This window comes from Nostoc sp. UCD121 (genome assembly GCF_014222285.1).
In the GTDB taxonomy this organism is placed as follows: Bacteria; Cyanobacteriota; Cyanobacteriia; order Cyanobacteriales; family Nostocaceae; genus Nostoc.
The window spans coordinates 48,684-73,223 of sequence record NZ_JACKZS010000004.1 but is presented as its reverse complement, the minus strand read 5'-3'; the positions used below and the strand labels follow the sequence as shown (position 1 = coordinate 73,223).

Sequence of the window (24,540 nt, the reverse complement as noted above, 5' to 3'; positions counted from 1 at the left end):
TTTTAGACAAAATATTGGGAAAACTACTTATGCGCCACCTCAAAATTGCTCCGAGTTGGTTGCGATTTTTAATTATTTTCTTATTGACAATGGGTGTATTGTTTCGCTTTTTTAACCTTGATACCAAGGTTTACTCCCATGATGAAATCTATACCTCATTGCGAATTTCTGGTTATACAAGAACTGAAGCACAAAACAAACTGTTTAATGGTAGTGTCATCGGCAAAGAAAGTTTTGCTCAGTTTCAAGGGGTAAATCAAAAAAGCTTAAATGACACAATAATGACTTTGGCTAAAGAAGATTCTTTGCATCCACCGCTTTATTACATAATAGCCAGATTGTGGTTGGAAGTTTTTGGTAATTCGGTGACGGCGATCAGAAGTTTATCTGCTTTGATCAGTTTGCTGGTTTTCCCTGGTGTTTATTGGCTATGTCGAGAATTATTTAATGTGCCGCTATCAGTTCCTGGTGTAGCGATGCCTGCGGCGGGCGTAGCCATCGCACTTATGGCAATTTCTCCAATTCAACTAGTATACGCCCAAGAAGCACAAGAATATATTCTCTGGTTAGTCACCATATTACTATCTAGCGCTTCTTTGCTGCGAGCAATGCGCCTGGAATCACAAGATCGAGATGAGCTAGCAAAACAACGACAGCAGCCAGAAATATTTACTATCTGGAGTATTTATGCAGTAACTTTGGCAATCAGTCTTTATACATTTCTTTGGAGTGCATTTGTCGCAGTTGCTCACGGAATTTATGTTATTATTACTGCCAGATTCCAGTTCTCTTCAACTGTCAGAACTTATCTTATAGCATCATTGATAGGTTTTTTAGCCTTCATGCCTTGGCTCGTGGTTGTGATAGGTGATTTTTTCCAATTTTTGATTTCAGCAGATAAGGCAACACCACAGTCCTCTTTGATGCCTAAATTGAAATTTTTGTTGATGCAATTAAGCCGAATATTTTTTGATATAGACCTGAGTTCAGATAATCAATTTTACTATTTAATTACATTAACTTTTTTCATGTTTATAGGATATTCAATTTATTTCCTTTGCCAAACAACTAACTATAAAGTTTGGTTGTTTATCATAATATTAATTGTCGTCCCAATACTGCCAGATTTGATGGTTGAGGGTATACAATCATCTGAACCATATTTCATACCATCTTATTTAGGGATTCAAGTAGCTGTTGCTTACTTACTAAATACAAAAATATATAATGAGAGCGTGTCACGCCAGAATATTTGGTATGCGATCGTCGGATTGGTAATTATTTGTGGTTTAATTTCTTGTAAGGTTAATTTTCAAGCAGAAACTTGGTGGAATAAGGGTATAAGCTATGGCAATCCTCAAGTTGCCCAAATTATCAATCTGACCACTCGCCCACTTTTGATTAGTGATGCTTTGGGTAATAATTATGGAAATGTTTTTTCTCTGAGCTATCTTTTGGAGCCAAAGGTACAATTTCTGTTGGTTCAAAATCAAAAAATTCCTAAAATTCCTGATAGGTTTGCTAATGTTTTTTTATTCAATCCTTCAGACACTTGGCGCGAAACGATAGAAAAAAAATATAATTTAAAAACAGACATTGTTTATAGTGACAATTATTATTCGGTTTGGAAATTAGCTAAACCTCGCAGTGTACGCCAACGTGATATTCTCCGCAAGACGAAATTATCCAATCGTTGACTATAAGGTTATAAGACAAGTTTAGTTTTTAGATAATTACAGCACTTCCCGAAGTTATGAGGTACACTCATTGATCGAATTATTGTTTATCTGTGTTAATAGTCTGTCAAGTTTAAATTGATGGGTAAGAAAATTCGTAGTAAGGACTTCAGTCCTTATTTTCTAAGCACTAAAGTGCTTACTACAAACTTTTCATTACTAGCTTGACAGACTACTAATAGCATCCCAAGTATCTTTACCTCATAGCAGCAGAAAATGCTGTATTGTTCAAAAGGGATTAACATTTTTACTTGCTTAAAATTAGCTAAAAATAACAAAAATAAATATTCAACAGATTCTTATCTAAAATTAATTTAAGTAGTACTACGATGCTTTAAATTGTCATTTGAGATTAATTTAATGATTAATTTAAAGGTGTTGTATGGGAATAGCAGATTTTCTTGGTCTTTTACATCCAGCGATCGCAATCATATTCGTGTTTCCACTAATCGGGACAGTGGTTAATTTTGCTTGGCAAACACGCCAACGCAGATTGCAAATTTTAAACGGAAGTAAGAGCAAAATTCCCCCAGTGGTGGGTGTAGAGCATAAGCAGTTAGGAGAACGACTAACAAGTGCAGTTGTCGGATTAACTTTAATTGGATTAAGCTACCCTATTGGCAAAAATACTATTAAAAATCAATTATGGAATAAAACACCTTTTCAAGTTGTTTTTATCCTATTAATATTAGCTGCTACTACCGCCTCTTTAGTATTTCTTTATCGGGCAAAGCAGAGAGTGTGGCGGGCAGCTTTTGCTACTTTAACTGGTGCAGGTTTAGTCATCCTAGGCTGTCAAGATGGAGTATTTCGCCGTACCAATGAGTGGTATTGGTCACATTATTATATTGGTATTACCGCAGCACTGCTAATGATTTTTTCGTTAGCTATTGTTCAAGATATTTATCAAGATAAATCCAATCGCTGGCGGATCGTTCATACGATTTTAAACTGCATTGCTTTGTTGCTATTTATTGGACAAGGTATGACAGGAACGCGAGATTTATTAGAAATTCCCTTAAGTTGGCAAGAACCGTATATTTATCAGTGTGATTTTGCTAATAAAACTTGTCCAACGCCAAATTCTCAACCACCAAAGTGAACTAAGGGATTTCCAATAATTGAAGAAGCTAAGGGGCAGAGGCAATAAGGTTTTTTGATGACACCTCTCGATCACAAAGACGCGATAAATTGCGTCTCTTGCCTTAACCGAACCGTATTACCCCTGCTCCCTACTCCCTGCGCCCTTGCTTCTTTTTTAAGAAATATTATCTACGAGCCGATCGCAAATTGTTTTAAGTTGGTCTTGAGTCTTAATTGGCTCTCGTGGCGCTGGCAGTTCTGTATTAGGCCAGTTAGGTAAACTATTACAGGGACATAACAATGCTGGCATCCCGACGTTTCGCGCGGCTACTGGCATACTGCAACGACCACAAGGAACCATATCCCATGCTGGTGTTAATAGTTCAGCAATGGTTTCTTGCGTACCCTCTAGGTGACAATCACCTGATTCCGGGGAGAGAATTTTTTGCCAGCACTCTTCAAATTCTTCACTATAGCGATCGCCATTTAGCACCGATTTGGGCAAAATGCTTGCCTTACCGTTGCCCGTAATCACTTTCTTACCCAACTGAAACCAGTAGGCAAGGTATCCTCTAACTTCTTGTTTGGTTGCCATAAGACAATTTTAGATTTTAGATTTTGGATTCATTTGAATCAATAGTTAAGAATCTTGACTTTTGAATACTCCAGCATCTTCTCTGGCTGGCAATGGCGAACCAAGGACACTGAGATTGAGAACATGACCACCAGTTACTAAATAAACAGTTTCACTAAGGGCAGCTAGTTGGCGCACTAAAGAACCCAAGCGATCGCGGAACATCCTCCCAAGGGGATAAGCTGGTACTACACCCCAACCCACCTCTTCTGCTACAAACAGCACATCAGCAGCAACTAGATCCACCGTTTCTAACAACTCTACAACGATATTTTCCCAGCTAGATTCGTCCTCTTCTAAGAGATTAGCAACCCAAGTTCCTAAAGAATCCACTAAAAGGCAGTTATAGGGTTTGGCATCGGCGAGGGTAGCAGACAGTTCTATAGGCACGGATAGAGTTACCCAGTCTTCGGGACGGCGTTGTTGGTGTTCTAAAATACGTTGATGCCATTCCTGGTCATCTGTATTATCCGTGGCTGTTGCTACGTAAACAACTCCTTTCCCTGACTCCATAGCCAGAGTTTCTGCCCATTCACTTTTACCAGATCGTGCTGGCCCTGTTATTAAGATGATTTTACCCAAAGTTGTTTTCTGAGTATTGTAACAAAACGAGAATTCAGAAATCAGGAGCCAGAATAATGCCTCCGGTACGCTCCTCGAACTTTCTTGTTCTGAATTCTGAATTCTGCCTTCTTCAACAACAATATGCTTACGGTTGCAATTTATCACCACAGTTTTTACTTCATCAGCGAGATTTTTGGTTTCAAATAACTTTTAAGGGATAAAATTAGCACCAACATCGTTGATGTCACAACTGGCAAAAGCCAAAAATCCCAACAACCCCATTCTTAATGATTCAACAAGAGGCAGGGGGCAGGGGGAAAAGGAGCAAGGGGAAATGATCTCTGCTCCCTGTTGTGGAGCGAAGCAGAACATGGGTCTGATTCCCCTACAACAACCAAGTGTGGTTCTAGTTCTATTGGGTCGAATCCCCATCTGAATTATCCCCCCTGCTTCCTGCCCCCCTGCCTCTTCTTCAACACCATTGGGGACAGCAAAATTTAGGATGTCTTTCTTTATGAACGCAGGCTTAAAACGCATAGAAGCAACTCTACACGATTTAGGGAATCGCGGCACTGCCCCTGCCGCCGAAGCAGCTGATTCGACGACAAAACGGCCTTTTTCTTTTAGAATCAGTGTCGGAGCCAACGAATCCACAGAAAGTACACAAACTCCATCATCTCAGGAAGAAGAAACAGTTGAATTGGGTGTAGATAGTGAGAGTGATTATTCTCCTGAACAGAATTTCTTTCCTCACCATGACTCTGTGCAGACCTTTCAAACACAAGAGAATGGAGGGAAAACACCCAGCTTACCCAAGTTGAAAACTCCGAGTTTTAGTAACCATCGCCACGGAGCAAATCCAGCGTTGGCGATGAATCTACTACAAGAAATTCAAGAAACTGTCGCTGGTTGGCAAATAGAACTGCAAAATATTTTGAACCAAATTCAGGATATTTACTTAGAAGGCCCAATTGTCAATGGCTGGTTAGAATCCAATCCCAGTGAACCAGAACCGGGAGGAACCGCAACACTGCGCCATGCAGAAGTTGACCGCCTAATGAACTACGTAGAAGAAATTTGTGCCTCGGGTGGGAAAGTATCTTATAAATCATCGATTACTGGCTACCGCCTATGTGGTGTAGACGATGCTGGTAAAGTATGGTCACGCCCATGTCCAGCAGATCAGGTTCCTAATGTTAGTATGGCGATCGCACGTTACCAAAAGTTACGTCAACTTTTGGGGCGCAAGCAATCTTTAGAAACCCGCCTGAGCCAACTGGCCCAAACACTTGTAGTTTTACACAGTCATATTCAACAAACGTGAAGTTTTAAAAATTATTTCCGAAGAAACTCGGTTGGTGGGTCGGTAATTTTTGGTTTAGATTAACTCTCAGCAGGTATATGTTGGATTTAAGATTTTTATCTAAAATCCCAAATCTCAAATCCAAAATAAAATCTATGCCAGACACCCAAATCTCTGCCATTATCTGTACCCACAATCGAGATACCTATTTAGGGGCTGCAATTGATAGTCTTTTAGCGCAGGATTTTGCTGCTGACTTTGAAATTGTAGTAGTTGATAATGGATCTAGCGATCGCACCCGTGAGGTTGTAGAACAAAGGGCCCACAATCCGCACCTGAAGTATGTATTTGAACCCACTATCGGTTTATCTGTCGCCCGCAACACAGGCGCAAAAGTAGCTAGTGGCGACATTCTGGCTTATCTGGATGACGATGCTGTTGCTAGCCCTGGCTGGCTACAAGTTTTATATTTTGCCTATTACAATAATTCTAAACTAGCGATCGCAGGTGGCAAAGTCACTCTCTTATGGCCCCCAGGAATCGAACAACCACGATGGCTATCTCCAGGGCTAGCTGCAAATCTGGGTGCATACGACTTGGGTGACAGTAACATCTTTATCGAGCAACCTGGCTTAACACCCAGAGGCTTAAATTACTCCATCCGCCGCAGTTTCCTAGAAGAAATTGGCGGTTTTGATCCCCATCTCGGTCGAGTGGGGAAAAATCTATTATCAAATGAAGAACTGCAAATGACCGAATTTGCCCTACAGCGTGCTTGGCAAGTTGCTTATCTTCCTGAAGCACTGGTTGCTCACAATGTTGCCCCAGAACGCTTACAACGCACTTGGTTTTTAAATCGAGGCTGGTGGCAGGGTATCAGTGAATGCTATCGAGAACAACTCGCTGGTAAAGCTGGAATCGCTCAATTGCAGCGAGGCGGCGAACGGTTTGTGCGGGGCTTGTATAAAGCATTGCAATATTTTTCTGATCCAGCAGAGCGGTTTGACAAACTTGTATATGCTTACGGTCAGATTGGTTACTTAAATGCTGCTATTCAAGGTCTTTTATTTACATCAAATAAGAAATAACCAATAACATAATTTATACTGATATGTCATCTAAAATACCAGTTTCTGTATTAATTCCGGCAAAAAACGAACAAGCAAACTTGCCAGCCTGCCTTGCTAGCCTCAGCAGGGCAGATGAAATATTTGTAGTAGATTCTCAAAGTACCGATAACAGCATTGAAATTGCCAAAAGCCACGGTGTCAATGTTGTGCAATTCGACTTCAATGGACGTTGGCCCAAAAAGAAAAATTGGTCTTTAGATAATTTACCTTTCCGTAACGAATGGGTGCTAATTGTAGATTGTGATGAGCGCATCACCCCGGAACTGTGGGAAGAAATTGACCAAGCAATCCAAAATCAAGAATATACAGGTTATTACCTCAACCGCCGTGTCTTTTTCTTAGGAAAATGGATTCGTTATGGTGGGAAATATCCCGATTGGAATCTTCGTTTATTTCAGCATAAAAAAGGTCGCTACGAAAACCTGCATACAGAAGATATTCCTAATACTGGTGACAATGAAGTTCACGAACATGTGATTTTGCAGGGCAAAGTTGGGTATCTCAACAATGATATGCTCCACGAAGACTTCCGCGACCTTTATCACTGGCTAGAACGGCACAATCGTTATTCTAACTGGGAAGCCAGCGTTTATTTTAATATTCTCACAGGTAAAGATGATAGCGGCACCATCGGCGCAAATCTATTTGGTGATGCGGTGCAACGTAAGCGCTTTTTGAAAAAAGTGTGGGTACACCTGCCATTTAAACCCATTTTGCGGTTTGTTTTATTTTATATAATTCAACGCGGTTTTTTGGATGGCAAAGCTGGATATATTTATGCACGCTTGCTGAGTCAATATGAATATCAAATTGGCGTTAAACTTTACGAATTACGCAATTGTGGTGGTCATTTAAATACTGCAACTACCCCAAAGGCAGAAGCAGGGGAGCAAGAGAGCATAGGAGCAGAGGTAAAGCTATTGACTATTGACTCATAACTAATAGCTAATAACAAATGACCAATGACCAATGACAAATGACAAATGATCAACCTTTTGTAGATTTACGCAAATATGACCAATCTTGGTTTGATCGGGGACGGCCAAATTGGTATGTATTGTTGTGGTGGCTTGTACAAGCGATCGCATTTCCCCTTACTCCTCAACCGTTAAATATTCTGCGTTGTGCTTTGTTACGGCTATTTGGCGCTCGTATCGGCAAAGGTGTATTAATTCGACCCACCGCCCGCTTCACCTATCCTTGGAAAGTTACCATTGGCAACTACAGTTGGATTGGAGATAACGTAGTTTTATACAGCCTCGATCAGATCCACATCGGTGAACACTGCGTAGTTTCTCAAAAAAGTTACCTGTGTACTGGTAGTCACGATATCCAAGATCCTGCTTTTGGGTTAAAAACAGCGAGTATCACTATTAACAATGGTGCATGGGTAGCAGCAGATTGTTTCGTTGGGCCGGGAGTGCAAATCGGTGCTAATGCTGTGATTGGCGCTCGTAGTACTGTTTTGACGAATATGCCTTCTGGACAGGTTTGTTGGGGAAGCCCCTGTCGTCCTAAGACGAGTCGCATAAAACTTGATACCCCTACAACCCCATGATTTTATAGATAAAGATAGTAAGGTAGCCTAGCTAGCTGGGCTACCTTAAATTTTCTACATATTTTATTTATAGCGGTTCTCAATTGCATAGAATATAGGCCAATAATGCTCCCCAAGAGTTAGGTTATGAAGCGCCGTTTGCCAACCATGTTCGTCAACTTGCCAAAGATTTGAAAGATCAACAAATTCGATAAATTTAAAAAAAATTTAATAGGAGGCAAGTATGAATTTTAATAAAGATGAAAAAAATGTCATTTTAATAGTTGATGATGCCCCTATTAATTTAGAAATATTATTCAAGCTTTTAGAGTTTTACGGCTTGAAGGTTTTAGTCTCTGAAGATGGAATGAATGCCATTGAAATTGCAGAGAATGCCTTACCCGATCTAATCTTATTGGACGTATTAATGCCAGGAATTGATGGATTTGAAACTTGTAAACTTTTGAAAAAAAATCCAGCTACCCAAGATATTCCAGTAATATTTCTAACTGCTATAACCGATAAGATAGATCAAATCAAAGGCTTGAATCTTGGGGCAGTAGATTACATAACTAAACCTCTTGAACATAAAGAGGTTTTAGCTAGAGTAAATATCCATTTACGTTTACGAAATCTCACAAAAAAACTCACAGAGCAAAATAAACGTTTAGAAATAGAAATCTTTGAGCGCCAGCGAGTAGAAGAAGAACTGCGATGTTATTCAGCTGCATTAAATGAGTGGAACAATCGCTACCAAGCACTAATTCAAGCGAGTGGTCAAATTCTCTACGACTGGTACTTGGATACCAATGATATTAAATATGATGGCAATATAGAGCAAATATTAGGTTACTCTATGCCTGAGATGTTAGGAGGTTTGAAGCGTTGGTTAGAGTTAGTTCATCCTGATGATAGAAAATTATTCAATGAAGAGATTAACCGCGTTTTATCCGCAAAAGAGCGATTCCATCTTGAATTTCGTGTTGCTCGCAAAGATGGCACTTATATCACAGTTGAAAATAACGGGTATATCTTTTTAGATTCTACAGGTAAAGTTGCTCGGATGGCGGGCTTTGTAATTGATATTACCGAACAGCAAGCTGTGCTACGTGAACGCCAAAATGCAGAACAAAAAATTCGTGAGCAAGCAGCTTGGCTCGATATCACCACAGACGCAATTATCGTTCAAGATTTGGTTAACAAAATTCAATTTTGGAATAAAGGGGCTGAACATCTGTACGGTTGGATGGCAGAAGAAGCATTGAGCAAGAATGCCAATCAGTTTTTGTATTGGAAGCAAAGTTTTGGCCAACTAAAAAACATCCAGAAAACTTTAGTTGAACATGGTTCGTGGCAAGGTGAGTTATATCAAGTTACCAAACAAGGCCAAGAGATTATCGTTGCTAGCCGATGGACACTGGTAAATGATAATGAGGGACAAGCTAAATCCGTCCTAATTGTCAACTCCGATATTACCGAGAAAAAACAACTGGAAGCGCAGTTTCTCCGCGCCCAGCGAATGGAGAGCCTTGGCACTCTAGCAAGTGGTATCGCCCACGATCTTAACAATGCACTAACACCTATGTTGATGACAGTGCAACTTTTAGAGGCACAGCTTCCAGATGAAAAAAGTCAGTACTGGCTAACAATTATGGAAACAAATGTTAAACGCGCCGCAGATTTAGTTAAACAAGTGTTATGGTTTTCACGCGGCTCTGTAGGTAACTTTAAAACTTTACAGGTGCGGTATTTGATTTCAGAAATTGAAAATATTATTAAGCAAACATTTTCCAGAGCTATTGAAATCCGTATTGATGTTTCTGAGAAAAACTTATGGAATATCTTTGGCGATGCTACTCAGTTACACCAAGTGCTAACGAACCTATGTATCAATGCTTGTGATGCCATGCCTAATGGCGGTATCCTAAAGATTTCTGCGAAGAATTTCTGGGTTGATACTCACTACGCCAAAATGAATATTGATGCTAAAGTAGGTTCTTATGTAATGATTAGCGTCTGTGATACAGGGATAGGAATTAAGAGAGAAATAGTAGATAGAATTTTTGAGCCATTTTTCACAACAAAAGAAGTCGGAAAAGGCGCAGGGCTTGGTCTTTCAACAGTGCTTGGGATTATCAAAAGCCACTACGGTTTTGTGAATGTGGTGACTGACGTGGGCAAAGGCACAGAGCTTCAAGTTTGCTTACCTGTCACGCAAACAATAGAGACAGATAGTAAATTAGCTAGAGATGAATTACCGCCGGGGCATGGAGAATTGATTCTCGTTGTTGATGATGAAGATTCAATTCGAGAGGTTACTCAAACCTGGTTAGAAAAAAATGCCTATAAAGTTATAGTAGCTAGTGATGGGATTGATGCGATCGCACTCTACACAGAATATCAACAAGAAATTAGTGTCGTCTTGGTTGATATGATGATGCCAAACATGGATGGGCCAACAACCATCAGTGTGTTGAAAAAAATTAATCCAGAGATCAAAATTATTGGTGTTAGTGGATTAGCTTCCAATCATGAAATGATTAAAATCCTTGGTAATAGTGTCAAAACCCTTTTGTCCAAGCCCTACACCTCAAGCGACTTGTTAAGAAATTTACAGATGGTAATTAATACAAAGTAGAGTTTGTCATTTGTCATTTGTCATTGGTTATTTCTACCTCATTCCCCATTCCCCATTCCCCATTCCCTATTCCCTATTCCCTATTCCCTATTCCCTATTCCCCAGTGCCCATGAGTGGTAATATATTCTCATGGCTGCTCTAATCCTTGCTATTGATGAACAAACTACTGGATGAAACGCTGTCAATCGAAACTGCTGAACGCATAAAAAGCAGAGCTAGCACTCCCTTTGATAATGCTTACAAAGCAGCATTGTCTACTGAGGGAGCAAGATATGTCCAAGGATTTTTAACTTTTGTGGGAAAGCCATACAGGCCGATTGAACACAGTTGGATTGAACTAGGCGATGCCTCTGAGGTACGCATTATCGATCCCACATTACCGCACCTGAACAAAAATCCCCAAGAACTCTGGTATTTTGCGGCACAAAGGCTAACGGTTAAAAAATTGAAAGCCATCATTGAAGAATCGAAAGAAGATTATCCAGAAGATGAACCATTGCCAATCTATGGCGAGCCACCTTATGAATATTATGGTGATGTGATGTTGGGTGGTCAGGACTATTTGGCAGCATATCAAGCCGCAGAAGCTAAGTGTAAAGAAATCAACAAACTCAACCCTGAGAGAAACTAAATAATTCGTAATATTTCGGCTGCGCTCAATACAAATTCGTAATTCGTAATTACGAATTATTTAATAGGATTTACCATCGCTGCCAAAGTATTCCCTATAGCCACAAATTTTTTCTCCGCGCACATCAAAAGAAACTGCTACTCGATTTTTGTAAAGCTGCCCGAACAAAAGCCCCTCATCTCGAAACTCAAAAACAGCCGTTGTTTCATTGCTAGTAACACGGTCTAAACCAGTCAGGTTCAAACCAGGATTAAAGGCTTCAAAAACGTACTCGAAAAATTCTCTAGCTCGCTCTTTACCGACATTCAAACCGTGGAATTTACCCATTGGAAACCAAAGGGTAAAATCTTCTGTGAGCATATCTAACAATGCTTCCCACTCTCCAGTTGCCATACCATACGTAAGATGCTCAAATGCCTGTCGAGCAACTTTTAAAGTATTTTCTGAGTCTTGTGTCATTCCCACCCACCCTAACTAGATATAGACTAATGCTGTGTGACTTAAAACCTCACAACTACTTTGCCACAATTCTGACTACGCAAGAGATATTCTACAGCTTCGGGAATTGCTTCTATGCCTTGAAACTGTGTTGGTTCATGTATAACAGGTAAAAAATGCGATCGCGTGCCTCTGCTATATATTCATAAAATCTCATATTCACTCGATAATAATGTTAATCTTCCACACCCAGACACAGGTATTAAAATGAACAAGAACATCTCTACAGGGCGCAAACATGTAGAAACGGAAGAATCACTCAACTCAGTTCTTAACTTTCCACAAGTGCCTTTTAATGTAGAAAACTTTTTTATTGGTAAACATGGTACTGCACAGGTTCTATCCGTCAACGAAAGTACAGGTGAATCTACACAGCGAGTCGTCCTGAAAAAGGGTTGGAGCGCACCGATTGGTCATTTCACTACCGATGTGGAAATTTTTGTATTAACCGGCACACTTTGCCAGGGTGGGTTTAGACTACGCAATCTCAGTTACTCTTTCATCCCCACTGGCATACCTACTGGCCCTTGGAAAACGGAAGAAGACACCATCATCTTGTGGATGCCAAATGCTACCCCCACTTATATCACAGAAGACTACGCAAGCCTTGAGCAAATCCCAGAAACTTCTGTATATCATGTGAATATACAGACCCATGAACGGATGACTGAGTATGTTCCTTTGCAAGAACTCCACGCGATGAAATGGGAAAGCACAACCTTTTTACCTCCTGGTTCAGCACGTAAAAGCCTGTATACCAATAAAAAAACCGGACGCGCCACGTGGATTTTAGGCTTAGTACCGATGTGGACTGAAGGCAATTTCTATGCTGGTCATCCTACTACTGAGGAGGCTTATGTCATTAGTGGAGATGTGCTTGGACATTGGTCTATGAGCGATGATCCTTTTAATAGACGCTATACGGCAATGTGCAAAGATGGCTATTACTGGCGACCAGCACACATTCCACACGGCCCGTTCTGGACAGAAAGCGGAGCATTACTTTTGTTTCGCACCAATGACCGCCTAGATTGTTATTGGATACTGCATAACCCAGATATTACTCAGCAAGATGAGATACGTCTCCAGGCTGCACTCGATCGCAACAAATCCCACTCCTGAAAATACAATCAGCAAGCAGGGTAAGTAATTAGGCGATCGCAATATACTCATCCCACAAGCAAAACAACCTTTAGACAACAAATAATTGACTACGATTCCATCAGAATTTTTCACGATCTGGGGGCAAGTTCATGTATAGTCGGTATACCTTGACATAAGCGATATCCACGGGTACTCCACAATGACAGATGCGTTAGGGTGGCGCAAAAAATTTGGCGTGCTTGCGCCCAGCACAAACACGATTGTCGAACCAGATTTTCACGCGATGGCGGTACGGGGTGTTACATCCCACATGTCCCGGATTCATATTCGCGATCAGGACTTGAGTAGTGACGAAAAGATGGTGCGTATTCTGGAGCAGATCGACGACGAAATTCTCTTCGCGGTTGATCGCGTGATGACAGCTGGTATCGACTACTTGATCATGGCAATGAGCGCCGAAACTTTTTGGGAAGGACTTAAGGGGAACAGAGCCTTCGTGAAACGGCTTGAGGATTATACTGGTCTTGGAGTGGCTGCGGGTGGATCGGCGTGTCAGGCGGCTCTCGAAGCATTCAAAGTAAATAAGATCGCCGTCATCACCCCTTATCAGGCTGTAGCTGACGACAGATTATGCGGCTTCTTCAGTGATATTGGGGTGGAGGTCGTCCGGTTGAAAGGACTGCGTTCTCCTACTGCAATAGCGATCGCTGAGGTCTGTGAAGATACTCTTCGCAACTATCTTCAGGAACTCGACGGTGATGACGTAGACGCGATCGTGCAGATGGGTACCAATTTAAGTATGCTCCAGCTTGCCGACGAAGCAGAGCGGTGGCTCGGAAAGCCGGTCATTGCCATTAATGCGGCAATTTGGTGGTATGCCTTACGACATAACAATATCCAAGATAGAGTGTACGGGTATGGGAGACTCTTGAGAGAATTTTGAAAATGACGAATTATCCTTCCTAGCCAGTTTGAAGATCATAATTAAGCTTATAAAGCTTTATCCCACTCTAACTGATGAGCTAAACCATATTTGATAAAATCTTCTTCTTTAGCTTTATCACTTTTACCAAAAACACCTAAACTGTAAGGATTATCTTGCATCCGTTGTGCGACTTGCTCTTTCTCAAATCGGATCACTTCATCTCTAGGCTTATCTGGTTTAAAAAAGTCTACAACCAAAACAGTTCTATCATAATTGGTGTAATTATGTGGACAGTGTGGATAGCTATGATCTAAAACCAGGAATTTTCCTTCATGCCAATAAAGTTGATCATGGCATATTTTCATAGCCACATCTCCCTCTGGAACTATTAATCCTAAATACCCACGATTTGTATGAGGGTTATAGTTTACATGCAGCTTAATATCTAACCCTGGATGAAATGTCCCATAATAGACGTTTCTGATAATATCATCATCAATAAAATTCACATTTTTTATCAAATTAGCTAAATTTGGAAAATACTTCTCTCTTAATAAAAGTGCTTTTTTTGATGCCTCATCTGGCCCATAATCAGGATATTGTATTTGATAAGCTTGAATATATTGTTCAATAAAAACACCTTGAAATAAAATACCAAAAGCGCTGTATTTTGCATTACCCTTGGTTTTAATCGTTTTACTTTTAGGCCCCAGAATATCGTAAGTTAACTTTAGCTCTTCATCAGATGCCTGGTTAATAAAGCGTTTAAATTCCTCTCTAATCACTTGCCAGTTATCTTCAAAGATTTTGAGAAAAGTAAATTGATTTGGGTCTATATTATATTCATTAAAGCTTTCCATTGTTTTTTCTCCTGAAGATGATTTCATAAAAAACCGTTATATATAATGATAGGATTTGATCTTTGTCCAGATTCGATGTTGGAATTCCTGACTAAACTCATTTTAGTGTGAGGTCTACTGTGTCTGAAACTCCCCTATTAGATCAAATTATCAAAAATGTGCGGGTAGTTCGTCCCCATCAGGATGTAATCGAACTACTTGATTTAGGCATTAAAGATGGAAAATTTGCTCAGATTGCCTCTAATATTAGCGCAGACACAGGCAAACAGATATTCGATGGCAAAAACCTGCTAGCCTTTCCTGGAGTCGTGGATGCCCACATGCACGTCGGTATCTATCAACCCCTTGATAAAGATGCTCTGACTGAAAGCAAAGCAGCCGCTATGGGAGGCGTGACTACCAGCCTGAATTACATTCGTACAGGGCAGTATTATCTTAACAAAGGCGGCTCCTACCGCGATTTTTTTCCAGAGGTTTTGGTGTTATCCGCAGGTAATTTTTTTGTAGATTACGCCTACCACATTGCACCTATAGCAAGCCAGCATATCGATGAAATACCTTTATTGTTTGAGGAACACGGTATATCTTCGTTTAAAATCTTCATGTTTTATGGTGGCTATGGGTTGCATGGTTTGTCAGACCAGCAAAACCTCTTTTTGATGATTAATAAAGAGGAAAGATACGACTTCGCCCATTTTGAATTTATTATGCGTGGTCTAACTCGCTTGATGGAAAAACATCCAGAAGCACGAGATAGCATCAGCTTGAGTTTGCACTGTGAAGTTGCAGAAATTCTCAACGCTTATACCAAAATAGTTGAAAATGATTCTAGTCTGAGCGGATTACACGCTTATAGTGCAGCGCGTCCGCCTCATTCTGAAGGTTTAGCAATTTGTATTGCTTCTTATTTGGCCAATGAAACTAACTGTGCAAATATCAATTTGTTGCACCTGAGTTCGCGTAAAGCAATGGAAGCAGCTTTGACTATGCAAACTGCTTTTCCTCATATCAATTTTCGGCGAGAAGTTACTGTTGGACATTTGCTATTAGATGTGGATACTCCTAATGGTATTTGGGCAAAAGTTAACCCTCCTATCCGTCCTCGCGCTGATGTGGAATACTTGTGGCAAGCAGTACTAAACAATCAAGTAGATTGGATAGTTAGCGACCACGCTTGCTGTTCTGCTGAACAAAAAATAAGTGCTAAAGACCCGAATAATATTTGGTTAGCAAAGTCTGGTTTTGGCGGTACAGAATATTTACTTTCTGGTGTATTTAGTGAAGGTAGTAAGCGGGGGATGTCCTACAATCAGATGGCTAAATTACTATCTTGGAACCCATCGCGGCGCTTTGGGTTGTTAGAAAAAGGTGATATTGCTATTGGTTATGATGCTGATTTGGTGTTGGTAGACCCCAATGAAACCTTTGTGGTAAGCGCTGCTGAGTCTGAGTCACAACAAGGTTATACACCCTTTGAAGGAATGGAGTTAACTGGGCGGGTGAAGAGTACCTTTTTGCGTGGAAATCTTATTTATAACAATGGAGAGGTTCTAGGTTCACCTATTGGGCGCTATTTGAAAAGACCTTCTATAATGTCCACATAGAAATCTTGCTGTTTACACACTATATGTTTATTAGAATTAAAATTTATATTTTCTTCGCCCACGACTTTACATTCTCCAGGGATATTCAATTTTAGATGGCGTTGACTGGATTTTTATCTAAACATTTAATTGCTAATTCAGCAAATTACCTTTTTTGTGATATGTTTTGCAGCCATTCAATCAAAGGTCTTAAGGTTCCTGGCAATGCTGCTTCACTGACAGTTACCGTATGCTGCTTACCGTTATCTTCCACTGTCAACTTATACTGAAAGCGATCGCTCTGAGGATTTGGCGAGGAAATTAGTTCAGGTAGCCTAAATAAATCTGCAACCTCCACCAGTCGCGCAAGTGTGGCAGCTTCATCTGGTGGGAGAGTGTCTGTATCAACGGTTGTTTTTTTGCTGATTCCAGCAAAGCCGCCTGTGCGTTCAAAGGATATACGCATTTTTTGCTATCAGTTGTGTTATTTAGTTTGGATAAATACTTAGAATGGGAGACAACAGTTCTCACATTCGACTTTAGCAACAATACACAACAGATTTATCAGTCCTGAGTGTTGAGTGAGGGAGTGGAAGGTATTGACTATTTATTCCTGACTCCTCACTCAACATTCATAACTCCTAGATAACTCCTACCTTTTGCCAAGCGTTCTGTACAGCTTTTTGCTCATCACTAGCATTACCGTAGAGTTCGCCAGCAATTTGAATGGTGACGTTGGCAGCTTTTTTAAAATCTGCTTTGGCTTTCAAGCGATCGCGTAAAGCTAAGTACCAGATTTTACCAGCTTTTTCCCAAGCATAGCCACCAATTTCAACAGCTGCTAAATAAAACGCATGGTTAGGAATTCCTGAGTTGATATGCACGCCACCGTTATCATCAGTACCAGTGTATTTATCTTTCACATGGGCTGGTTGAGGATCTTTACCCAATACTGGATCATCATAAGCTGTTCCTGGTGCTTTCATTGATCGCAGGGCAACACCTTTGACAGTTGGTACTAAAAGACCTTCGCCAATGAGCCAATCTGCCTCTTGTGCTGTCTGATTTTTGATCTTTTGTTTCACCAAGGAACCGAAGACATCGGAAAATGATTCATTTAATGCCCCTGGTTCGCCATAGTACTGTAAACCCGCTTCATACTGGGTTATACCATGAGTTAGCTCATGCCCAATCACATCAATTGATTTCGTGAAGCGTTGAAACAGTTCTCCGTCGCCATCACCATAAACCATTTGATCGCCGTTCCAAAAGGCATTGTCATATTTAACGCCATAATGCACGGTGGAGTCTAAACGTAGCCCTTTATCGTCAATGGAATTGCGATCGAATATCTCATAAAACAAGTCATAAGTAGCACCAGCACCATCATAAGCTTCATTAACTGCTACATCACTGCTGGGAGGATCGCCTTCACCGCGCACTAATGTACCAGGAAGTTGCTGACCATATTTTGCATCATAGATGGTACGGCGTTTTTCACCCGGAGAAGGTGCAAATGAGACACTACCTATAACATCTCTCCGTCCGCGAAATTGTGCCGAAACATTTAATGTACGAAAAGCCCAATTACGCTGTTGAGGATTGCCATTGACAACGACATGTTCCAGTATATGGGGCGGGATAATACAACAAATCGGGCATCTAGACACAAGTGGATGCTCATACTTAAACCCGGCTGATTTCTTTTTATTTCGAGCCATCCAAGATATTCTCCTTTTAAAACTAAGTGATGGCAAACAGTGGCTTTAACTCCACTGGAGAAAGGAGCAGAAAAACGAATCCAAATCGTGCGTCCCTGGTTTCTTTTCTGAAGAAAATTTTCTACTCTGTATTTTCGGATAGGTCTGTAGAGGATTGATAGTACCCTCACGGGTACTTCTGATGTGGAAATATTGCATCAAAACACAAGGACAGCTTAGATACTGTAAGTCTCAGCCAAAATCTTTGCGTGAGTTAGCAAGACCTCCTTTACAGACCTAAAACGTCTATATATCAATACGGTTCAGTTAGCGCTAAAAAACTTAAACTGCGTAGGTTGGGTGGAGGAACGAAACCCAACATTTTCGGGACTTTGTTGGGTTAAGCAAAGCGCAACCCAACCTACAATTTTTTTTAACTGAACTGTATTGGTCTACAACTGTATTGGTCTACATATTAGTTCTAATTAAGGGAAATAATGTTATTTATTACTGTTTTGTTACCATAAGTCTGCTAATTCTATAAATATCGATTAGGGACAGGTAAATTCCAAATCCAGTATCCAAAACCCAAAATTTTCATAGCCAGCCACCTAACACTGCCAGACCATAATATTTCCAAGGTACTGCAACTGTTTTAAATCCACCTTTGCTCAACATCTGTAAATGAGCATCTAAGCTAGCTAGCTGATCTTGACTAGAGTAGCCTTGAGTGCTGCTCGTACCAAGCTTTGCACGAACCTCTGTTAAATTAGTTCCCTGTTCAACTGACCATTCTTCTCGTGCAGCTTGATAAACTTCTGCTAAGGCTGATGATTCCGGTAAAATTGGGTCTCCATTCCAAAAACAGCCATCTTGAGTAAGGCTAGCAGCAATTCGGCTAAATAACTTTAATTTCATCTCATCCTGGAGATGATGAATTGCCAAGGATGAGACACAGGCATTAAATTCACTACCAATATCTAATTTTTCTGGATTATTTGCCCAATCACCAAAGTCTGCTTGTGTACCAACCCAACGTTTTTGATATCCAGATGCTGTGATTTTATCTTGGGCAAATTTTAACATTCTAGGTGAGTAATCTAGAGCAATTAGTTGGGCATTTGGAAAACGTTTGAGTATTTTGAGACTAAGTTCGCCTGTACCACAACCTAATTCTAATATCCGCAGACTTGTGGAAGGTAGACAACGGGTAATTACCTCCAACATCTCATCATATCTGGGTATCAGTTGGCGAATACCAATGTCAAAATCAGCAGTGCTGGCGAATACCTCTCCGGGAAATAACTGTTGCATAGGGATTATAACTAATATATACACTAATCAATATTGCCAAGCAATTTTGGGAATACCTTCTAAAGTTGTAACATCATCTAAAATTAAGAATCTATTACACTTAAATCTAAAACCACTATAGTCAAGCCATTTTGCTTAAATTAGAAATTCAATTCAGTGGGGTTTGTACTCAAAACTAATTAAAAATTATTAATTTTAACTTTTAAATCTTACTTAAAAAAAGGTCACGAAAGAACTGTTTTTTCTCTGAACCAAGCAATTAAGTTTTTAACTTTTCCCTTTAAAGTGTATTCAGAAGTATCGATTGTATTAGTTTCTGGGATATCAGAAATCAACTTTGCGACTACACCAAAAGTAGAAGCTTTGTTGTATATTAGATAATTACATTTGCTTAATAAATAGATATCTATTAAAGCTTGAACACCATTTTCAAATCTATCTGGACATTCAGGATTCTGATGTAAAGAAGATCCTGACGCAGGATACCACTTATCTGTCACTAAAACATTAGTATATTTCTCTCTAAAAGAATCTTCTACTGCGGGGTTATCAGTAGCTAAAAATATTAAACTTTTAGGATGTTTTTCAAGGATCTTATCAACAAATTTGAAATAGGGATTTTTGGAAGTTTTTCTGTCAGTATATCTAACATGAACCCCGATTACTATATCTTCAAAAGAACTATCTACAGTTTTTTTAATAATTGCTTCAATATTAGGTTGTAAGCTCAGATTTTCTCTAATTATCTTTTTTAAAATAGTTTCATTACTCAGATTTTGTAAATAAGCGAAATCTCCTAAAAAATGTCGTCTTAGCTTATAAGTTTCTATTACATACGACCATCTAATCAAAATATCTTCACTATAATCTATGCGGGACATATTAGTGGTATATTTTGCCCATATTTTTGGGTTGTTATATCGCAAATCATTTGGAGATTCGTATGATAACAGTACTTCATTCACTGATTTATCTAAACTATTCTTCCAGAAACTTGGATAGACAGATTCAGTAGAAGGTATTTCTGAAGCTTGAGTCACATTATGAAGATTAAAAAACTCAGGAAAAACATTGCTGCGATTATTCGAGTAAACCTCATCGCTCCAATCAACGAATATCTTTCTATTAGTAAGTTGAGCATATAAGATACTGTCCAAGAGAGCAAGAAAACGATTTCCCATCCCTGCTTTGCCTTTCGCTAATAAAAACTTCTCTGAAACCATTTTTGATTGCTCCTAACAATTTTAAACTCAAAAAATCGTTGACGAACCCGCAGGGAAGATTTTATTCATATTTTCTAGATCGCCAGAATAATATCACTCATGATAGGTCAAATCAATAGTTGACGAACCTGCCAGGGAAGGTTTTATCTCTTTAGACGCAGTTTATAGCCACCACATTGAGTTCCCAGACAGGCTGCTAGGTAAGCAAGAGAAGGTTTTTTGTTATGGAGATACTGATACCCCTATTACTCGTCAATTTGACCAACGCGGCGGATATTCAAAATGTCGCTCATTTTCTTAATTTGGACGAACACTTGCTCTAATTGAGAGCGATCGCGTATATCTATTCCTAAGTCCATCAATGCAGGTTGACCAACAGAGGTTTTCACCTGAGCATGGCGGACATTGATTCCTTGGTCGCTCAACCGTGACAAAATATCTTTTAGCACCCCTACACGGTCAAGGGCTTCAATTTGAACATCTACTGGGTACGTGTGTGGACGACCACTATTTTCGGCGCTTGGGTTCCACCTAACTGGTACTAAGCGCTCATATTCCACAGTCTCCAGATTATTGCAGCCTTGGCGATGAATTGAAATCCCCCTACCTCGCGTCACCACACCAATAATCGGTTCGCCAGGAATCGGGGTACAACATCCAGCTAAATGATATACCAACCCCTCTACCCCAACAATAGGCGAATCACTGGCGCGGGAAGTAGTTGGAGGCGCATCTCGCAAAGCTTTTGATGTAGTAGGTGGTTCTTTGGGGATAAATGGCGGCACTGTAGACACTGGTTGTTGTCCCTTCGCCACTTCTCGCCAACGATTTAGCACCAAGTTCAACGTCACTTCACCATAACCCAAACCGGCAAGTAAATCGTCCACACTGTGGTAGTTACACTTTTCGGCGACAATCTGCATTGCATCGGACTTTAGCAAACTATCAAAACCAGTTTTACCTAGTTCCTTTTCTAACAATTCCCGTCCACGGGCAACATTTTCTTCGCGGCGCGATCGCTTGTACCATTGTTTTATTCGATATTTCGCTGCCGAACTTCTAACAAAGTTCAACCAATCCAAGCTCGGATGACAGTTCTTTTGGGTGAGAACTTCTACAATATCGCCATTGTGTAGCCGCGTTGATAAAGACACCATTCGCCCATTCACCCGCGCCCCTGAACAGTGGTTTCCAACTTCGGTATGAATGCGATAAGCAAAATCTACAGTGGTAGAACCGGGGCTTAAAGGAACAACATCCCCCTTAGGGGTGAAGACATAGACATCATCTTCAAATAGATTATCCTTGACACTATCAAGATATTCTTGTGCATCCTTGAGATCAGTTTGCCACTCAAGCAGTTGTCGCAGCCAAGTAAACTTGTCATCTGTCCCTGTCAAATGGCTAATACTAGAACCTCCAGTTTCTTTGTATTTCCAATGGGCGGCAATCCCATACTCGGCGATATGATGCATTTCGATTGTCCGAATTTGCACCTCTAAAGGGCGACCAGTTAGTCCAATCACCCCGGTATGCAACGACTGGTAACGGTTAGGCTTTGGCAGCCCAATGTAATCTTTAAATCTCCCAGGAATTGGGCGAAAAGCATCATGAACCACCGCCAACGCCCGATAGCATTCCTCATTGCTTTGAACAATAATCCGCAGCGCTGCCAAATCGTAAATTTCATGAAATTCCTTTTGCTGACGGTGCATTTTTTGGTAAATGCTATAAAGGTGCTTGGGACGACCGCTAATATCCTGAAAGCGGATTCCGGCTTGCTGCAAACGCTCTTGCAACATGTTCGTAGCTCTAGCCAGTTTCTCTTCTCGCGCCGTCCGTTTTTCAGAAACAAGCTCTTGCATTTGGCGAAAAGCTTCTGGTTCCAAATATTTAAAAGCCAAATCTTCCAGTTCCCATTTAATTCGCCAAATCCCCAAGCGATTGGCTAAAGGCGCGAATATATCTCGCGTTTCTTGGGCACTACGGCGGCGGCTGGCCTCTGACATATATTGTAAAGTTCGCATATTATGCAAACGATCTGCCAATTTCACCACAATGACCCGGATATCTTGCGCCATTGCCAAAAACATCCGCCGGAAGTTTTCGGCTTGGCTTTCGGTTTTGCTGGTGAAATTGATTTTAGAAAGCTTTGTTACACCTTCAACCAATTGCCGCACTTCTGCGCCAAAGCGTTCTTCAATTTCTTGACTTGTAACTTCTGTATCTTCAACTACATCATGGAGAAATCCAGCTGCTATCATAGCAGCACTACCTCCCAAGTCATGCAGCAAGTCGGCTACAGCAATGGGATGAGCAATGTATGCTTCCCCCGATTTGCGGTATTGACCTTGATGGAGTTGGTAAGCATATTCAAATGCACGACCAATTAAAACTGCATCACTATGCCTTCGGTCATCTTCCACTTCGCCGTTACTTGTCGATGACTCCTTCAAACATTTTTTTAACCATTCTGGAATGGCTAGATCAACTGATGAATTTATAGCTAGACTGCTCATACAAGTGGGTTTGGATAGGATCGGTAGATAAGTGAATGATAAATAAAAGTGGCAGCATCACCCTAAGAAAATGCTGTCGCCCATTAAACTGGAAAATCCATTGATGGCAAACAAAGCCTCAAATCAGGATTTGAGGCTTTTAGTGCTAATAAGCCTTTAAGAAAGTTTATTGTAAAAGAAAAATTACTTGACACTAATACTATCTTAACTAGCACTGGATGTCTTTAAACCCTGAGAAATATTTGGCACTCGTAACCTTGCTTGAGCAATTACGCTCCGATGCCACAACGACCCAAATTGCTGCGCCTGAACTGCGAGTGCGTGTAGCCTCGTTGCAGCAATTTTTCGGACAGCAGATTGTGCCTTTGGCTGATGAAAACTGGCGAGTACAGTCTTATCAAACGGAAATGAGCAAGCAATTGCGTTTGTTGGCAATAGATGTGATGTTTTTGCAAGGAGCGCGGCAAGCATCTACTGCACAGACGAGACTTCAGACGATTAGCGATCGTTTGACAACCCTCATTCAGTACTGTAATGCTATTCTGCAACCAGAAGCGGAAGGAGAAAAATAACAATTGTTCACCTTTTTCTCTAATTAATCCATCATCTCATTTACAACCGTTCGTGAAAAGTTATTTTGCTAACAAGTTATAAGGTGGGGAATTGGGAATTGGGAATTGGGCATCGGTTATTCTCGTTGTCCTTTTAAAGTTCTGATCTAAAAAAGCCTTATTTCAGATTTTTCCCCATGCCCTATGCCCTATGCCCCATACCCAATCCCTTTGAGGAGAAGATTCATTGTGCGGCGCATATATGCTTCTACTGGTTCGGTAGTGGGTTTAAAGATCAGTGCATAATATAATGATCCGCTCACCAGGTCGATAATTAGGTCTACGTCTGCATCCTTGTGTATTTCACCTCTAGACTGGGCACGCTCAAGTACTTTAGAGAATGCTTCACGTCGGAGTTTTGTATATTTTGTCCAGTAAACCTCGGCAAACTGAGGATTGCTAGATGCTGTACTAATTATCAAAGCGAGTGTCTGACGACCAAGGGGACTATCTATCTTTTTGGCGGCATTCTCGATCAAAATATCCATGTCTCCCCAAAAGCTGCTGGTATCGGGGATCGCTAAATCATCTCTCAAACTTTCTATCGCGTCTGCAACTAGTTCTTCTTTGGAAGTGTAACGCCGATAGATGGTCGTTTTACCAACTCCAGCACGAGAAGCGATCGCTTCTATACTCATGCTTTGATATCCTACCTCTGCAAGTAAGTCTAAGGTCGCTTGCAGAATCGCTTGGTCGGCGTGAATGCTACGTGGTCGTCCAGAAGGACTGTTGATTTGGTTACTCATAAAAATATCATCCCCAAGCAATATCTTTTTGGCAATCTGCTTCTGGCTTTGGTAACAGAACAAGCATCAGGGAAACAAATAAGCCCTTTTACCAAGTTTTCATACACGAAAACAACAAAAGTGACTATCCATCTTTAGCATAAGTATTTCTGCTGCTTTTCATTGAAGTCTTCCTTGACCGTTTTTATATGATACGCTAC

The 24,540-nt window shown here is 40.5% G+C and carries 22 protein-coding genes; 12 read left to right on the top strand and 10 right to left on the bottom strand.

Annotation, left to right across the window (positions count from 1 at the left end):
* Positions 1–29 precede the first annotated feature (29 nt).
* Both GNF10_RS01800 and GNF10_RS01795 read left to right on the top strand, forming a co-directional pair.
* A complete protein-coding gene (locus GNF10_RS01800) occupies positions 30–1,697 on the top strand; it encodes a glycosyltransferase family 39 protein (RefSeq protein WP_185584964.1) in 1,668 nt (555 codons plus the stop codon).
* Between the two features lie 421 nt (positions 1,698–2,118).
* The gene (locus GNF10_RS01795; RefSeq protein WP_185584965.1) at positions 2,119–2,838 is read left to right on the top strand and encodes a DUF4079 domain-containing protein; all 720 of its coding nucleotides are present in this window, start codon (positions 2,119–2,121) and stop codon (positions 2,836–2,838) included.
* A 156-nt stretch (positions 2,839–2,994) separates the two neighbouring features.
* Here GNF10_RS01795 and GNF10_RS01790 read toward each other — a convergent pair whose 3' ends face one another.
* Positions 2,995–3,414 (bottom strand): hypothetical protein, encoded by a 420-nt coding sequence (locus GNF10_RS01790; protein ID WP_185584966.1) that lies wholly within the window; start codon positions 3,412–3,414, stop codon positions 2,995–2,997.
* A 45-nt stretch (positions 3,415–3,459) separates the two neighbouring features.
* Positions 3,460–4,035: a bifunctional adenosylcobinamide kinase/adenosylcobinamide-phosphate guanylyltransferase gene (cobU, locus tag GNF10_RS01785; RefSeq protein ID WP_185584972.1), complete on the bottom strand. Its 576-nt coding sequence runs from the start codon at positions 4,033–4,035 to the stop codon at positions 3,460–3,462.
* Positions 4,036–4,531: 496 nt separating this feature from the next.
* On the opposite strand from cobU, the gene GNF10_RS01780 reads away from it, so the two are divergent.
* From GNF10_RS01780 to GNF10_RS01755, 6 genes are all read left to right on the top strand, one after another.
* Positions 4,532–5,341 carry a hypothetical protein gene (locus GNF10_RS01780; RefSeq protein ID WP_185584967.1) on the top strand — a complete coding sequence of 270 codons (810 nt, stop codon included), beginning with the start codon at positions 4,532–4,534 and terminating at the stop codon, positions 5,339–5,341.
* A gap of 134 nt (positions 5,342–5,475) precedes the next feature.
* A complete protein-coding gene (locus tag GNF10_RS01775) occupies positions 5,476–6,408 on the top strand; it encodes a glycosyltransferase family 2 protein (RefSeq protein ID WP_185584968.1) in 933 nt (310 codons plus the stop codon).
* Between the two features lie 23 nt (positions 6,409–6,431).
* Positions 6,432–7,388 (top strand): glycosyltransferase family 2 protein, encoded by a 957-nt coding sequence (locus GNF10_RS01770; protein ID WP_185584969.1) that lies wholly within the window; start codon positions 6,432–6,434, stop codon positions 7,386–7,388.
* 38 nt (positions 7,389–7,426) lie between these two features.
* Positions 7,427–8,008 (top strand): hormogonium polysaccharide biosynthesis acetyltransferase HpsU, encoded by a 582-nt coding sequence (gene hpsU / locus GNF10_RS01765; protein WP_185584970.1) that lies wholly within the window; start codon positions 7,427–7,429, stop codon positions 8,006–8,008.
* Between the two features lie 223 nt (positions 8,009–8,231).
* Positions 8,232–10,625 carry a response regulator gene (locus GNF10_RS01760; RefSeq protein ID WP_185592577.1) on the top strand — a complete coding sequence of 798 codons (2,394 nt, stop codon included), beginning with the start codon at positions 8,232–8,234 and terminating at the stop codon, positions 10,623–10,625.
* 155 nt (positions 10,626–10,780) lie between these two features.
* Positions 10,781–11,257 (top strand): hypothetical protein, encoded by a 477-nt coding sequence (locus GNF10_RS01755; protein WP_185585939.1) that lies wholly within the window; start codon positions 10,781–10,783, stop codon positions 11,255–11,257.
* 60 nt (positions 11,258–11,317) lie between these two features.
* Here the strand turns inward: GNF10_RS01755 and GNF10_RS01750 are convergent, their stop codons facing one another.
* Positions 11,318–11,716: a nuclear transport factor 2 family protein gene (locus GNF10_RS01750; protein ID WP_185585938.1), complete on the bottom strand. Its 399-nt coding sequence runs from the start codon at positions 11,714–11,716 to the stop codon at positions 11,318–11,320.
* Between the two features lie 246 nt (positions 11,717–11,962).
* On the opposite strand from GNF10_RS01750, the gene GNF10_RS01745 reads away from it, so the two are divergent.
* Together GNF10_RS01745 and GNF10_RS01740 are read left to right on the top strand one after the other, a co-directional pair.
* Positions 11,963–12,877, top strand: coding sequence for a DUF4437 domain-containing protein (locus GNF10_RS01745; RefSeq protein ID WP_185585937.1), 915 nt, complete (start codon positions 11,963–11,965; stop codon positions 12,875–12,877).
* Positions 12,878–13,058: 181 nt separating this feature from the next.
* Positions 13,059–13,802: an arylmalonate decarboxylase gene (locus GNF10_RS01740; protein WP_185585936.1), complete on the top strand. Its 744-nt coding sequence runs from the start codon at positions 13,059–13,061 to the stop codon at positions 13,800–13,802.
* A 47-nt stretch (positions 13,803–13,849) separates the two neighbouring features.
* Here GNF10_RS01740 and GNF10_RS01735 read toward each other — a convergent pair whose 3' ends face one another.
* Entirely contained in the window at positions 13,850–14,644 is a 795-nt protein-coding gene (locus GNF10_RS01735; protein ID WP_185592614.1) for an aspartyl/asparaginyl beta-hydroxylase domain-containing protein, read from the bottom strand.
* A 119-nt stretch (positions 14,645–14,763) separates the two neighbouring features.
* Here GNF10_RS01735 and GNF10_RS01730 point away from each other — a divergent pair, with 119 nt between their 5' ends.
* Complete coding sequence (locus GNF10_RS01730; RefSeq protein WP_185581911.1) at positions 14,764–16,248, top strand: amidohydrolase family protein; 1,485 nt, start codon at positions 14,764–14,766, stop codon at positions 16,246–16,248.
* Between the two features lie 145 nt (positions 16,249–16,393).
* On the opposite strand, the gene GNF10_RS01725 is transcribed toward GNF10_RS01730, so the two are convergent.
* The 5 genes from GNF10_RS01725 to GNF10_RS01705 form a co-directional block, all read right to left on the bottom strand.
* Complete coding sequence (locus tag GNF10_RS01725) at positions 16,394–16,693, bottom strand: protealysin inhibitor emfourin (protein WP_185581508.1); 300 nt, start codon at positions 16,691–16,693, stop codon at positions 16,394–16,396.
* Positions 16,694–16,868: 175 nt separating this feature from the next.
* Positions 16,869–17,948 carry a M4 family metallopeptidase gene (locus GNF10_RS01720; RefSeq protein WP_185581509.1) on the bottom strand — a complete coding sequence of 360 codons (1,080 nt, stop codon included), beginning with the start codon at positions 17,946–17,948 and terminating at the stop codon, positions 16,869–16,871.
* A gap of 576 nt (positions 17,949–18,524) precedes the next feature.
* Positions 18,525–19,241 carry a trans-aconitate 2-methyltransferase gene (locus tag GNF10_RS01715; RefSeq protein ID WP_185581510.1) on the bottom strand — a complete coding sequence of 239 codons (717 nt, stop codon included), beginning with the start codon at positions 19,239–19,241 and terminating at the stop codon, positions 18,525–18,527.
* Between the two features lie 224 nt (positions 19,242–19,465).
* On the bottom strand, positions 19,466–20,464 hold the full coding sequence (locus tag GNF10_RS01710) for a nodulation protein NodZ (RefSeq protein ID WP_185592755.1): 999 nt from the start codon (positions 20,462–20,464) through the stop codon (positions 19,466–19,468).
* Positions 20,465–20,709: 245 nt separating this feature from the next.
* Complete coding sequence (locus GNF10_RS01705) at positions 20,710–22,983, bottom strand: bifunctional (p)ppGpp synthetase/guanosine-3',5'-bis(diphosphate) 3'-pyrophosphohydrolase (protein ID WP_185580441.1); 2,274 nt, start codon at positions 22,981–22,983, stop codon at positions 20,710–20,712.
* A 218-nt stretch (positions 22,984–23,201) separates the two neighbouring features.
* Here GNF10_RS01705 and patD point away from each other — a divergent pair, with 218 nt between their 5' ends.
* Entirely contained in the window at positions 23,202–23,555 is a 354-nt protein-coding gene (patD, locus tag GNF10_RS01700; protein ID WP_012411843.1) for a heterocyst frequency control protein PatD, read from the top strand.
* Positions 23,556–23,743: 188 nt separating this feature from the next.
* On the opposite strand, the gene GNF10_RS01695 is transcribed toward patD, so the two are convergent.
* Positions 23,744–24,340 carry a TetR/AcrR family transcriptional regulator gene (locus tag GNF10_RS01695; RefSeq protein ID WP_185580442.1) on the bottom strand — a complete coding sequence of 199 codons (597 nt, stop codon included), beginning with the start codon at positions 24,338–24,340 and terminating at the stop codon, positions 23,744–23,746.
* Between the last annotated feature and the right edge of the window lie 200 nt (positions 24,341–24,540).

Coding starts and splice junctions, on each gene's coding strand:
- GNF10_RS01800 (WP_185584964.1), top strand. CDS start 30: ATGCGCCACCTCAAAATTGCTCCGAGTTGGTTGCGATTTTTAATTATT.
- GNF10_RS01795 (WP_185584965.1), top strand. CDS start 2,119: ATGGGAATAGCAGATTTTCTTGGTCTTTTACATCCAGCGATCGCAATC.
- GNF10_RS01790 (WP_185584966.1), bottom strand. CDS start 3,414: ATGGCAACCAAACAAGAAGTTAGAGGATACCTTGCCTACTGGTTTCAG.
- GNF10_RS01780 (WP_185584967.1), top strand. CDS start 4,532: ATGAACGCAGGCTTAAAACGCATAGAAGCAACTCTACACGATTTAGGG.
- GNF10_RS01775 (WP_185584968.1), top strand. CDS start 5,476: ATGCCAGACACCCAAATCTCTGCCATTATCTGTACCCACAATCGAGAT.
- GNF10_RS01770 (WP_185584969.1), top strand. CDS start 6,432: ATGTCATCTAAAATACCAGTTTCTGTATTAATTCCGGCAAAAAACGAA.
- hpsU (WP_185584970.1), top strand. CDS start 7,427: ATGACAAATGATCAACCTTTTGTAGATTTACGCAAATATGACCAATCT.
- GNF10_RS01760 (WP_185592577.1), top strand. CDS start 8,232: ATGAATTTTAATAAAGATGAAAAAAATGTCATTTTAATAGTTGATGAT.
- GNF10_RS01755 (WP_185585939.1), top strand. CDS start 10,781: ATGAACAAACTACTGGATGAAACGCTGTCAATCGAAACTGCTGAACGC.
- GNF10_RS01750 (WP_185585938.1), bottom strand. CDS start 11,716: ATGACACAAGACTCAGAAAATACTTTAAAAGTTGCTCGACAGGCATTT.
- GNF10_RS01745 (WP_185585937.1), top strand. CDS start 11,963: ATGAACAAGAACATCTCTACAGGGCGCAAACATGTAGAAACGGAAGAA.
- GNF10_RS01740 (WP_185585936.1), top strand. CDS start 13,059: ATGACAGATGCGTTAGGGTGGCGCAAAAAATTTGGCGTGCTTGCGCCC.
- GNF10_RS01735 (WP_185592614.1), bottom strand. CDS start 14,644: ATGGAAAGCTTTAATGAATATAATATAGACCCAAATCAATTTACTTTT.
- GNF10_RS01725 (WP_185581508.1), bottom strand. CDS start 16,693: ATGCGTATATCCTTTGAACGCACAGGCGGCTTTGCTGGAATCAGCAAA.
- GNF10_RS01720 (WP_185581509.1), bottom strand. CDS start 17,948: ATGGCTCGAAATAAAAAGAAATCAGCCGGGTTTAAGTATGAGCATCCA.
- GNF10_RS01715 (WP_185581510.1), bottom strand. CDS start 19,241: ATGCAACAGTTATTTCCCGGAGAGGTATTCGCCAGCACTGCTGATTTT.
- GNF10_RS01710 (WP_185592755.1), bottom strand. CDS start 20,464: ATGGTTTCAGAGAAGTTTTTATTAGCGAAAGGCAAAGCAGGGATGGGA.
- GNF10_RS01705 (WP_185580441.1), bottom strand. CDS start 22,983: ATGAGCAGTCTAGCTATAAATTCATCAGTTGATCTAGCCATTCCAGAA.
- patD (WP_012411843.1), top strand. CDS start 23,202: ATGTCTTTAAACCCTGAGAAATATTTGGCACTCGTAACCTTGCTTGAG.
- GNF10_RS01695 (WP_185580442.1), bottom strand. CDS start 24,340: ATGAGTAACCAAATCAACAGTCCTTCTGGACGACCACGTAGCATTCAC.